We start from the raw sequence: 12,183 nt of genomic DNA on the forward strand, positions 1-12,183 counted from the left end.
TCGCTGCTTAAGGAATGATAATCTGTATGCCTTAATATGCCTGTTTTCAGTACCTATTTTTGACAAATACAATCAACTGGAAAATTAGATTAAATCAATGTTATACTCTGTTAAAAACTTTTTTAAAACAATTAATATTATTAATTTTGACCTAGTTTTTTTACATGAAAAAAGGTTTACTATTACTGTTTTTTTTGATGTACTTTTTGGGTTACTCACAGTCAAAAATCAAAATTGTTGATGACGCCAATCAGAAACCCGTTTCCAATGCAAAAGTATCCTGTGGAAACAAAATTCTTGGCTATACCGATAACCAGGGCATTCTTGAATTCACCGCATCCTGTACCAGTGTAGACATCGAAGCGGCTTCTTATCAGCCGGAAACAGCATCTGTAGAAAGCAGTATGGAAATTTCATTGTATAAAAAAACCTCAAAAACGACTTCTATTGAAACCGTTGTGATAGAAGATAAAAGTGATCCGAGGGCACTGGAAATCCTAAAAAAAGTAAATAAGCTCTTCCGTGAAAATTCACCGAAAAGCCTGGGATCCTACTCTTTTAAATCGTATGAAAAAATATCCCTGGATATTGATGAAGACAGTCTTTCACAATTTCAGGAATATTTTAATGATCTCGCTATTTTCAAGAAAAAGAGAGAGAAAGATTCCTTGAATAACATCAATGCCCGAAAAATATTTTCCAACAGCAAACTTTTTCTGTGGGAAAGGGCTCAGGAATTCCTGTATTCGAAAAAGTATGGTGAAAAGATCAATATTCTCGACAACAGAATCTCCGGACTGAAACAACCGATCTATGAAATGATTGCTCTTCAGCAGAGTAACAGAGATATTGTTCCGGAACAGATCAAACAGGAAAACCGGGGACTTTACCGTTTTTTCCTTTCAGATACCATTGAACTCGACGGAAGAAAAACATTCGTTATCCGTTTTCGTGAGGTGAACTATAAAAAGACCGACAGAAAAAGAAAATACAACGGCGCCATCTATGTTGACACCGAAACCTACGGAGTTAAAAAGATCGAAAATTTCAGCAGAAATAAAAACGAAGGGATCATTACCAGTACATGGGTATTTTACAACAACAAGTGGTTTCTCGCCCACGAAAAAACCAAACTTAAAATGGGTAAAATGGCTATGGACGATAAGGAAGGACTCAACAGAAAGGAGAAGAAAAGTTTCGGGACTTACGCTTTTCTCACATCGAGATATTTTGATTTTGAATCTCCCATTCTAGAAAATCCCAAAGATTTTAAGGGGTACACCTTTTCCGTCAAAAGTATTGACGGCCATAATCTTGACCAATACCGGACCGATCCCCTTACTGCCAGAGAAAAAAACACCTACAAAACCATCGACAGCCTAGGACGGAAATATAAAATTGACAGCAAAGCACAGATATTATCAGGGCTGCTCAACGGACAGATCAGAGTTCGGTCCATCGATTTTGCAGTTGATGAAATCGTCAATTTCAACTCTTATGAAGGCTTCAGGCTTGGAATGAAAGCCAAAGTGAATGAGAACTTCAATCCCTATTTCTCTCCCGATTACTATTTTGCCTATGGGGTAAAAGACGGACGCTGGAAATACGGAATGGGACTGGATATAAAGACTACCTTGGATAAAAACTCATTCTTCAGACTGGAGTTATATGATGATGTAACGGCTTCCGGTGAGTTTTACAGAAGACTCTGGAACTTCAAAATGAGAATGATGAATTTCGGGAACAACATTAACAATGATAAATACTTCCGTTTTGAAGGGGTTTCGTTGTCGTACCTGAATGATGTCACCAACGGCCTCACGCTTGCTCTTGCCGTGAGAAGAAATATTGAAGAAGCCCAGTTTGATTACCAGTTCAGGAATAGCGGTTCTTCATACAAAAATTTCAATACCCTTTTTACATTAAAGTATTCACCAAATTCTACCAATATTATGACTCCGCAGGGAAAATCCCTGATCGATCAGAAGTATCCTGAGCTGTATTTTAATTATGAGCAAAGTTACAAAATGATGGGAGACTTCAATTACTCCCGCTTTGATGCGCTTTTTGTTCATAATTTTAAAACTCCTATCGGAACAACGGGCTTCAGATTGTACGGAGGTATTGTTCTGGGTGAGGCCCCGATCTGGAAAAACTTTACAATGAACGGACTGGCTTCCCCGGGAAAAGATTTCAATTTTAATCTTACCTCATTCCTAGGTTTTGCAACCCTGGAAGGTGGAAAGTATTACAATGACAGGTTCGTTGCGTATTATTTCACACATAAACTACCCGTGTACTTTAAAAGTTTCGGTCATAATGTATCCAGTTTTGACTTTGTACTCAGGGGAACCATCGGCGACATGAAACACCCGGAATATCATCAGTTCAAATTTAAAAAACTGGATCACCTTTATCAGGAAGTAGGTCTGGAATGGAATAACTTCCTTTCAAGCTACTTCAATTTAGGATTATTTTACAGAGTGGGTTATTACGCGACTCCCAATTTTAAACAGAATTTTGCCATTCAGTTCAAACTGAAATTCCTGGAATTCTAAAAAATCAGATTGACACTTACAATATAATATCATGCAGAGAATAGAAATAAAAGCAGAACAGTTTTTTGAATTATTAAGACTAAAAGACACTTCGATGTGGGAAATCTTCTCACAGATGATCGACGGCAACGAAAAGGAAATTATCTTTCTGGATAACGAGGATAAGATTCTATTCAACTACATTCTTCCTTCAGCACCGGAACAACTGGAAGAGGACAGAAAAGAATTTTCAAAACAATTCTCAGAAAAACTGGCTCATTTCAACTAAAAACATGATGCATAAAAACTATATTTTTTCCCTGTTGGTACTGTTGTTTTTCGGTATTGGCAATGCACAGAACTATAAAAAGCCACTGGTTTCTGCAATTAAAGAGTCTGACCTGCGGAAAGACATGTATGAGCTGGCTGCCGATCAGTTCTGGGGCCGTGAAGCCGGGACACTGGATGAGCTCAAGGTATCAATGTGGCTTGCAGATAAAGCAAAAGAGGCAGGAATGAAACCCGCAGGAGACAACGGTACTTTTTTCCAGTTTTTCGACATGTACAGACATCAGGTGATCCCGCAAAGCAGTCTGAAAATTGGAAACAACAGTCTGACCTTATGGAAAGATTTTCTGGTTTCAGAACCTGTCAATGCTTCAATAGAATCAGAAATCGTATATGCCGGAAATACAGAACCTGATCATCTTTCAAAATTAAATATTAGCGGAAAAATACTTGCCGTCAATGCTTCTGATAAAAATATAGATAAGGATATGACTCTTTTTGTAAGAAGATATCCGGGTTTTGTACGGGCAAAATATTACAATAAAGCCTACGAACTGGGCGCACAGGCCATTATTTTCATTACGGATGATATTGCTGAACAAAGCTGGCCGGAAGTACTTCCCCAGATGACAAGAGGTAGCTACGGTGTAGAAGGGTTAAGGGAAAAAATCACCCGGAACATTCCCGTTCTGTGGATCAAAAAGGAACATACTGACTGGGTAAAGAACAATCCGAAGGTTGCCCTAAACCTTATAACTGAAACCTACAAATACCCATCAGTTAATATTATCGGAAAAATAGAAGGGACCGATCCGTCACTTAAAAACGAATACGTTTTGCTCAGCGGACACCAGGACCATGACGGAATAAGGCACCCTGTAAAGAATGATACGATCTACAATGGCGCAGATGATAATGCCAGCACCTGTGTTGCCATGCTGGCAATGGCAAGAGCCTATAAAAAACAGCCTGGGAAAAGAAGTATTCTGTTCGTTTTCCATGGGGCCGAGGAAAGAGGTTTGCTTGGATCGCGGTGGCACGCAGCCCACCCTGTTGTTCCCAAAGAAAAAATCGTAGCGGTTCTGAATGGGGATATGATTGGAAGAAATGATAATAATGAAGCGGCTTTACTCGGTGGTAATGTCCCTCATAAAAACTCTGAAGAACTTGTAAAAATGGCAGAAGAAGCTAATCTTGAGAGCACAAAATTCAAATATCTTAAGGATTGGGATGCTCCGAATCACGCTGAATATTTTTATTTCAGAAGCGATCATCTTCCGTATGCCAAAGCAGGAATTCCTGCCGTGTTTTTCACCAGTGTCTTACATGATCAGTACCATACCCCGCAGGATGAATCTGAAAATATCAATTACAAAAAGCTGTACAAAATGACCGAATGGATCTACAGAACATCCTGGAAAGTAGCGAATGAAACTGAACGTCCAAAAGTAATTTCAAATTTTTCGCTTGAGAGATAAATTACAAAAAGCTTCACCCTCTGTGAAGCTTTTTTGTTTTCATTCGTGTGTTTTTAGAATCTGTTTTAATACGAAATAATTTGATATTGAAAATAAATTTGAATCTCGTTAAGAAAATTCAGAGATGAAGAGGATTTAAGGTGTAGATACATTTAAATGAGAAGACGACTTGTTGCGTATTTTCAGCGGTATCCTTCATTATTCTTAAACCTAAAACATTCTTAATGTTCAAAAAAAAATTTAAATAAGGAGGTTCATTAAAGAGGGATCATTATTCAGATAATTGACAAAAAAATCATTCTGTTTCATCTTACCCATCAGTGGAGTGAAGTCTTTGTTTTGTTTCAGAGCAATTCCAACGACTGCAATTCCTTTTTCTTTTGAATTTTTTTGTGTGTATTCAAAATAAGTAATATCATCATCAGGTCCCAGTACATCCATTACAAAGGCCTTCAAAGCTCCGGGACGTTGTGGAAACCTGACCAGAAAATAATGCTTTAATCCGGCATACAGCAACGCTTTTTCTTTGATTTCTTCCATACGGGTGATATCGTTATTGCTTCCACTGATAATACAGACCACATTCTTACCCTTTATTTCCTCTCTATACTTTTCCAATGCTGCCACTGAAAGGGCGCCGGCCGGCTCTACGACGATTGCATCTTTATTGTACAGCGATAATATCGTTTCACAGACAAGCCCTTCATCTACGGTCGTCATATCATGCAGGATATTCTTACAACGTGCAAAGGTGAGATCGCCAACCTGCTGCACGGCTGCCCCATCTACAAAACGGCTTATCTTTTCCAGAAGGACCGGCCTGCCTTTTTCCAGCGCTTTTTTCATACTCGCTGCTGCTGAAGGCTCCACGCCAATGATCTTTGTCTTTGGCGACAGATGCTGAAATACGGAACATACTCCGGCAGCCAGCCCTCCTCCCCCAATCGGAACAAAAAGGTAATCTACCAAATCTTCGGCCTGTTCCAGAATTTCGAGTGCGGCTGTTGCCTGCCCTTCTATAATTGCCGGATCGTCAAAGGGATGAATAAATACACCGTTACTCTCTTTGCAAAACCTCATCGCTGCCTCTTTAGCAGCATCAAAAGTATCACCTTGCAGCATAACATCAATATATTCTCCACCGAACATCTTTACCTGTTCTAGCTTCTGTCCGGGCGTAGGCAAAGGCATGAAAATGGTCCCTTTTACCTTCATCCTCTGGCAAGCAAATGCTACTCCCTGAGCATGATTTCCGGCACTGGCACAAACCACACCTTTAGACAAGTCTTCCTCTGACATGGTAGCCATCTTATTATAGGCTCCCCTTATTTTGTACGATCTTACCCTTTGAAGGTCTTCTCTTTTGAAACTGATGTTCGCTTCGTAAATTGCTGACAGATTACTATTGACAGCCAAAGGTGTTTTTACCACTACATCTCTTAATCGTTCCTCCGCTTTATAGATGTTCTCTAAAACGAAGGAAGCTGTTTCCTCTTTCATCATCCGGCGGGTCATTAATTGTTTTCAGGTCTGAGGCTTCGGACTGTTTTTCCTGCTTTCCACATTTCGCTCTCTCTTAATTCGGTCAGTTCCACTTCCAGTTTTTCTCTGTAATCAGGTTTACTGTTGCTGTCGATAGACCGCTGAGCTTCATTTCCTTTGGCTACATTATCATACAGCTCTTCAAACAGTGGTGAGGTAACATCCCTGAAACGCTTCCACCAGTCTAAGGCACCTCTCTGAGCGGTTGTACTACAGTTGGCATACATCCAGTCCATTCCGTTTTCCGCTACCAATGGCATCAATGACTGGGTCAGCTCTTCTACGGTTTCATTAAAAGCTTCGGAAGGACTATGTCCGTTTTTCCTCAATACATCATACTGTGCGGCAAATATTCCCTGTACGGCTCCCATCAGGGTTCCTCGTTCTCCTGCCAGGTCACTGTACACTTCTTTTTTAAAATCTGTCTCGAACAGATATCCGCTTCCTATGGCTATTCCAAGTGCAGTTACCCTTTCTCTTGCCTTTCCGGTAGCATCCTGATACACCGCAAAACTGCTGTTCAGACCTCTGTCCTGAAGGAACATTCTTCGCAACGAGGTTCCCGATCCTTTAGGTGCTACCAAAAATACATCCACATCGGATGGAGGCACGATTCCGGTGCGCTCATTAAATGTGATTCCGAAACCATGCGAGAAATAAAGGGCTTTTCCTGCCGTAAGATGCTGTTTTACTTTTGGCCAGTATTCTATCTGCGCGGCATCGCTCAGAAGGTAACAGATGATGGTTCCCTTCTGTAAGGCTTCTTCTATTTCAAACAAGGTTTCGCCCGGAACAAATCCGTCAGCAACTGCTTTATCCCAGGATTTGGAATTTTTTCTCTGTCCTATAATCACATTGATTCCGTTATCTTTCTGATTAAGTGCCTGTCCCGGTCCCTGTACTCCGTATCCGATAACAGCCACTACCTCGTTTTGTAATACTTCCTGAGCTTTTTCTAACGGAAACTCATTTCTTGTTACTACATTTTCCTCTACTCCGCCAAAATTCAATTTTGCCATTTTTTTGATTTTATTTGTTATATATTATTTTATTAATAAGATCTTACCTCTTATTTTTAAAGATAAAAGTCTTTGTTTTGGACACTTTTGTTCACTTAAATTTAAAACCATGTTTCATAAAAGGTTCATAAAAAGAAAATCAAAGACTTTCAACAACTTAAGTGCGCGTAATATCCACAGAATCTGTTACGTCTATAATCTAAGCGTCAACTTTTAGTTCTGCTTAATTGTTTTATTTTTATGTTCAGCTGGCATATTCCATTGCCTTGAAATGTGGATTTTTGTGATAATGAACCTCAAGTACATCCACTTGTTTTTCCATCTGACGGGCAATTTTCTGAACCGAGTCTTCTGTTTCTCTGATGACAATGACAAATTTTTTAACTTTTTCAATTTCTGAAGGTCCCACATTGAAATTCACAATAGAAATCCTTCTTCTTGAAAAAATAGCATTGATCCTCCCGATCAGTCCTAAAAAATCTTCTGTATACGCTGTAATGGTATACTCTTTATATTCTGTCTCCATCTTTTATTTTTTTAAAACTTGTTATTCAATACAATTTCAGAAACACTTTTTCCCTGTGGAATCATGGGAAATACATTGTGCTTTTTTCCGGTCATGACTTCAAGAAGAAAAGCTCCTTTATGCTCGAGCATTTCCTGAAGAGCTGCGTTCAGGTCTTCTCTTTCCGAAACCTTTCTTCCGGGAATATGATATCCTTTTGCCACCTGCACAAAATCAGGACTCTGAATGTCTACAGAAGAATATCTTTCTTCATGAAACAGCTCCTGCCACTGCCTTACCATGCCCAGGTAACAGTTATTCAGAATCAAAATTTTGATATCCGGATGATACTGCATTACGGTACCGAGTTCCTGAATATTCATTTGAGCTCCCCCATCCCCCATTACCGCAATAACAGGATATGTATGATTTCCGTAAGAGGCTCCTATCGCAGCCGGCAGACAAAATCCCATAGTCCCCAATCCACCGCTTGTAATATTGGTCCGGGAATGCTTAAACTGCGAGTAACGGCATGTTGCCATCTGATGCTGCCCGACATCTGTTACGATCACTGCGTGTCCTTCCGTCATTTCATTCAAGGAACGGATCACTTCTCCCATCGTCATTTCACCTTCTTCCGGATACAGCTCCTCGGTAATCAGACTGATCTGTTCGGTTTTATAGCAGTCTTTGAATCTCTGATGCCATTCCGGGTATTTTTTATTTTTAATTCTTTCGGTAAGAAGCGGCAGCGTCTGTTTACAGTTTCCGAGGACAGGTACATCTGCTTTGACATTTTTATTGATTTCTGCCTGATCAATATCAAGATGAATCACTTTTGCCTGCTTCACATACTGATCCAGTCTTCCCGTCACCCGGTCATCGAAGCGCATTCCTACCGCAATAAGAACATCACATTGATTGGAAAGTACATTGGGACCATAGTTTCCATGCATACCCACCATCCCAACTGCCTGCGGGTGATCTGTAGGAATAGCACTCATTCCCAGCACCGTCCAGGCCACCGGAATTCCGGACTGTTCTGCAAACTCCAGGAATTCATTTTCTGCCTTTCCTAAAATAATTCCCTGTCCTGCGATGATAAAGGGTTTTTCCGACGCATTAATCAGGGACGCTGCTTTTTCAATATTTTCCACACTGGGAAGAGGATCCGGTCTATAGCTTCTGAGTGAATGACATGGAGAATATCCTGCATAGGAAACAGTCTGAAGCTGGGCATTTTTGGTAACATCAATCAGCACCGGCCCCGGACGGCCGGATCTTGCAATATAAAATGCTTTCGCCAGGACTTCAGGAAGCTCATTGGCATCTGTTACCTGATAATTCCACTTGGTAACCGGACTTGTAATATTCATGACATCTATTTCCTGAAAAGCATCTGTTCCCAGCAGATGTTCAAAAACCTGTCCTGTGATGCATACCAACGGGGTATTATCGAGCAAAGCATCTGCTAATCCTGTAACGAGATTGGTTGCTCCAGGCCCGCTGGTAGCCAACACCACTCCTACTTCTCCAGAAACTCTTGCCAGCCCCTGTGCCGCGTGTACAGCGGCCTGCTCATGGCGGACCAGAATATGCTCCAGCCTCCCCTGATAATCATAAAGGGCATCGTAAATAGGAATAATTGCTCCTCCCGGATATCCGAACACCGTTTTCACTCCTTCCTGAAGAAATGCTTCAAGGATGATTCTGCTTCCGTTAAGTTCTGTCTCTACTACTAAATTTAAATTCTCCATGATGTCTTATTGTGAGATTTCATCCGTTACACAGCCTTCAGCTGCTGATGATACCGTTAATGCATATTTATAAAGCAGTCCTTTTTGTACTTGCAGTGCCGGCTTTTGCCATTTCTGCCTTCTTTTTCTTATCTCTTCCTCTGATACTTTAAGCTGTATTGTGTTACGTACAGCATCGATTTCAATTGTATCATTATCTTCTACAAAAGCAATTAATCCACCTTCATAGGCCTCGGGAGTAATATGACCGACTACAAAACCATGGGTTCCGCCACTGAACCTTCCGTCTGTGATCAGGGCGACGCTGCTTCCCAGACCAGCTCCGATCAAAGCGCTGGTAGGCTTCAGCATTTCGGGCATGCCCGGAGCTCCCTTCGGACCTTCATTCCGGATAACAATCACATCTCCCTGCAATACGGTACCGTCCTGAATTCCTTTAATCAGGTTCTTTTCTCCGTCAAATACCCGTGCTTTTCCTACAAATTTTTCTCCTTCTTTACCGGTAATTTTTGCTACGCTTCCTTTTTCTGCCAGGTTACCATACAGAATCCTAAGATGTCCTGTAGGTTTTATCGGTTCAGAAAGAGGTCTTATGATTTTCTGCCTGTCGAAGTCCAGGGTGGGAACATTTTCGAGGTTTTCGGCTAAAGTTTTGCCCGTAACCGTAAGACAGTCGCCGTGCAGCAACCCCTGCTCCAGCAGGTATTTCATCACCGCCGGAATTCCACCGTGATTATGCAGGTCCTGCATCAGGTATTTCCCACTGGGTTTAAGGTCAGCTAATACGGGAGTACAGTCGCTCATTTTCTGGAAATCATCCTGAGTAACGGATACTCCCACACTTTTTGCCATTGCAATAAAGTGCAGAACGGCATTGGTACTGCCTCCCAGGATTACAATCATACGCAGTGCATTTTCAAAAGCTTTGCGGGTCATGATATCGGAAGGCTTGATGTCTTTTTCCAAAAGGCTCTTCAGATATTTTCCGGCTTCCATACATTCGGTCTGCTTTTCTTTGCTTAAAGCTGGATTTGACGATGAATACGGCAGACTCATTCCCAATGCTTCAATTGCTGAAGCCATCGTATTAGCTGTATACATTCCCCCGCAGGCTCCCGCTCCGGGGCATGAGTTTCTGATCACTCCATCAAAGTCTTCATCCGAAATTTCGCCGGCAATCTTTTTGCCCAACGCTTCGAAAGCTGAAACAATATTAAGCTGTTCTCCTTTATAACATCCTGGAGCAATGGTTCCGCCATACACCATGATAGAAGGCCTGTTCAGCCTTCCCATTGCAATAATGGTTCCCGGCATATTTTTGTCACAACCCGGCAACGCAATAAGACCGTCATAATACTGAGCGCCACAAATCGCCTCTATACTGTCTGCGATCACATCCCGGCTTACCAGCGAATAGCGCATCCCATCTGTCCCGTTACTCATTCCGTCACTTACGCCAATTGTATTAAAAATCAATCCGGCAAGACCATTTTCCCAGGTTCCTTGTTTTACCACTTTAGCCAGATCATTCAGGTGCATATTACAGGTGTTGCCATCATATCCCATACTGGCAATTCCGACCTGCGCCTTGTGCATATCCTCTTCTGTAAAACCAATCCCGTACAGCATTGCCTTCGCGGCGGGTTGCTCAGTGTTTTGTGTGAATGTTTTTGAATATTTATTTAACATAGTATCCTGTATTTGCTATTCTTCTCGTTTTTTTTGTTTACTTAATTTTGGTCCAAAACTACAGCTTGTAATATTTTTTAATTTTCAATTTTTCTAAAAATTACAATATTCAATCGTTTGAAACACAATCATAAAGCACTGATATTTAATGTTTTAAATTCCATTAATTTACAATGACAGAAGTCTTACGCGTCTCAAATAAGCCTGCTGTACTTTTTTGCTTACTGTATCCTCCCAGTTCTTGGTAAAGGGAACATCATCTAAGGAATCAAGAGCGGCAATTTCTGCGGCGGTTCCACAGAAAAAGCCTGCATCGGCACCACGCATTTCCTCAGGCTTAAAGAATGTTTCTTTGACAGGAATGTCAAATTCATTGCAGATCTCCATCACCGTTTGTCTTGTAATTCCAGGAAGAATACTTCCCTTGGCCGGAGTATAAAGAACACCGTCTTTTTCGAAAAAAACATTGGCTCCAGAACTCTCAGCAACATTTCCACTTTCATCGAGAACCAGTGCTTCATCATAACCTTTGTCTTTCGCATCCTGGCATGCGAGAATAGAATTCACATAATGCCCACCTACTTTAGCTTCCACCTTAAAGGCTTTAGGATTTGGGCGTTGAAATTCTGAAGTCATGATTTTCATCTGGTCTGCGAGGTAGCCATTATTCCATTCCCATGCTAAGAGAGACAGGTAAGACTCTTTGCCTTTTGAAAGGGACATATTGGGCGAGCAGGTCACCAGCGGACGGATATAAGCATCTGAGAACCCGTTTTTTTCCAGAAGTTCATAGGTGAGATCTGTAAGCTGCTCCACAGAATAATCAAACGGAATATGCATCAGATCTGCTGACTTCTTTAATCTTTCGTAATGTTCTTTTGCTTTAAAAATTTTCGTTCCATATTCGGTGCTATAGGATTTGATGCCTTCAAAAACCGAGTATCCATAATGAAGAGATTGTCCGTAAAGATCTGTTCCGGCATCCTTTGCTTTTATGAAGTTTCCGTTGAAATAGATAACCGTGTCGTCGTTGTAATACATTTTATAGAGATTAAAAATTAAAAAAAGGGAATAAAAAAAGCCCTCTCACGCTGTGAGAGGGCTCCATATATGTACAGTCATACACTTTCCTTCTCACAGACGCAAGGGAATAATAATGACGATAATAATTACTGATACTATTTGATACATATTTTGTACAATAAAAAAATTAAAACAAAAAAGGCCGCTTCAAAATGAAACGGCCTGTATATAATTTAAATTTAAAAATCTATTTTTAAAATGCCGTTTCCCTACTGTTGTTAATGACAACAGCAATAATAGAAATGACAATAATATTTTTCTGATTCGTAAAATCCATGTTGCAAA

At 40.7% G+C, this 12,183-nt stretch carries 9 protein-coding genes; 3 read left to right on the forward strand and 6 right to left on the reverse strand.

All coding sequences use genetic code 11. From position 1 onward, the window contains the following. Positions 1-164: 164 nt before the first annotated feature. Genes DRF67_RS09955 through DRF67_RS09965 form a run of 3 tightly spaced genes read left to right on the forward strand, consistent with a single transcriptional unit; the run spans position 165 to position 4,303 of the window. Entirely contained in the window at positions 165-2,558 is a 2,394-nt protein-coding gene (locus DRF67_RS09955; protein ID WP_115928151.1) for a hypothetical protein, read from the forward strand. Positions 2,559-2,589: 31 nt separating this feature from the next. Continuing rightward, positions 2,590-2,826: a hypothetical protein gene (locus DRF67_RS09960; RefSeq protein WP_115928152.1), complete on the forward strand. Its 237-nt coding sequence runs from the start codon at positions 2,590-2,592 to the stop codon at positions 2,824-2,826. A gap of 7 nt (positions 2,827-2,833) precedes the next feature. Further along, complete coding sequence (locus DRF67_RS09965; protein WP_115928153.1) at positions 2,834-4,303, forward strand: M20/M25/M40 family metallo-hydrolase; 1,470 nt, start codon at positions 2,834-2,836, stop codon at positions 4,301-4,303. Between the two features lie 240 nt (positions 4,304-4,543). Here DRF67_RS09965 and ilvA read toward each other — a convergent pair whose 3' ends face one another. The 6 genes from ilvA to ilvE form a co-directional block, all read right to left on the reverse strand. Then, entirely contained in the window at positions 4,544-5,806 is a 1,263-nt protein-coding gene (ilvA, locus tag DRF67_RS09970) for a threonine ammonia-lyase IlvA (RefSeq protein ID WP_185142090.1), read from the reverse strand. 11 nt (positions 5,807-5,817) lie between these two features. Further along, positions 5,818-6,864: a ketol-acid reductoisomerase gene (gene ilvC, locus DRF67_RS09975; RefSeq protein ID WP_115928154.1), complete on the reverse strand. Its 1,047-nt coding sequence runs from the start codon at positions 6,862-6,864 to the stop codon at positions 5,818-5,820. A 244-nt stretch (positions 6,865-7,108) separates the two neighbouring features. Then, positions 7,109-7,390: an ACT domain-containing protein gene (locus tag DRF67_RS09980; RefSeq protein WP_115928155.1), complete on the reverse strand. Its 282-nt coding sequence runs from the start codon at positions 7,388-7,390 to the stop codon at positions 7,109-7,111. Between the two features lie 11 nt (positions 7,391-7,401). Further along, a complete protein-coding gene (gene ilvB, locus DRF67_RS09985) occupies positions 7,402-9,126 on the reverse strand; it encodes a biosynthetic-type acetolactate synthase large subunit (protein WP_115928156.1) in 1,725 nt (574 codons plus the stop codon). A gap of 6 nt (positions 9,127-9,132) precedes the next feature. Then, positions 9,133-10,815, reverse strand: coding sequence for a dihydroxy-acid dehydratase (gene ilvD, locus DRF67_RS09990; RefSeq protein WP_115928157.1), 1,683 nt, complete (start codon positions 10,813-10,815; stop codon positions 9,133-9,135). A gap of 168 nt (positions 10,816-10,983) precedes the next feature. Further along, positions 10,984-11,856, reverse strand: a complete 873-nt coding sequence (gene ilvE, locus DRF67_RS09995; protein WP_115928158.1) for a branched-chain-amino-acid transaminase — start codon at positions 11,854-11,856, stop codon at positions 10,984-10,986. Positions 11,857-12,183 lie beyond the last annotated feature (327 nt).

The sequence above is a fragment of the Chryseobacterium pennipullorum genome, assembly GCF_003384725.1.
Taxonomy (GTDB): domain Bacteria; phylum Bacteroidota; class Bacteroidia; order Flavobacteriales; family Weeksellaceae; genus Chryseobacterium; species Chryseobacterium pennipullorum.

What these genes read in the sequence shown, in the direction of transcription:
- DRF67_RS09960 (WP_115928152.1), top strand. Translation starts at nt 2,590, where the DNA reads ATGCAGAGAATAGAAATAAAAGCAGAACAGTTTTTTGAATTATTAAGA.
- DRF67_RS09965 (WP_115928153.1), top strand. Translation starts at nt 2,834, where the DNA reads ATGCATAAAAACTATATTTTTTCCCTGTTGGTACTGTTGTTTTTCGGT.
- ilvA (WP_185142090.1), bottom strand. Translation starts at nt 5,806, where the DNA reads ATGATGAAAGAGGAAACAGCTTCCTTCGTTTTAGAGAACATCTATAAA.
- DRF67_RS09980 (WP_115928155.1), bottom strand. Translation starts at nt 7,390, where the DNA reads ATGGAGACAGAATATAAAGAGTATACCATTACAGCGTATACAGAAGAT.
- ilvB (WP_115928156.1), bottom strand. Translation starts at nt 9,126, where the DNA reads ATGGAGAATTTAAATTTAGTAGTAGAGACAGAACTTAACGGAAGCAGA.
- ilvC (WP_115928154.1), bottom strand. Translation starts at nt 6,864, where the DNA reads ATGGCAAAATTGAATTTTGGCGGAGTAGAGGAAAATGTAGTAACAAGA.
- ilvE (WP_115928158.1), bottom strand. Translation starts at nt 11,856, where the DNA reads ATGTATTACAACGACGACACGGTTATCTATTTCAACGGAAACTTCATA.
- DRF67_RS09955 (WP_115928151.1), top strand. Translation starts at nt 165, where the DNA reads ATGAAAAAAGGTTTACTATTACTGTTTTTTTTGATGTACTTTTTGGGT.
- ilvD (WP_115928157.1), bottom strand. Translation starts at nt 10,815, where the DNA reads ATGTTAAATAAATATTCAAAAACATTCACACAAAACACTGAGCAACCC.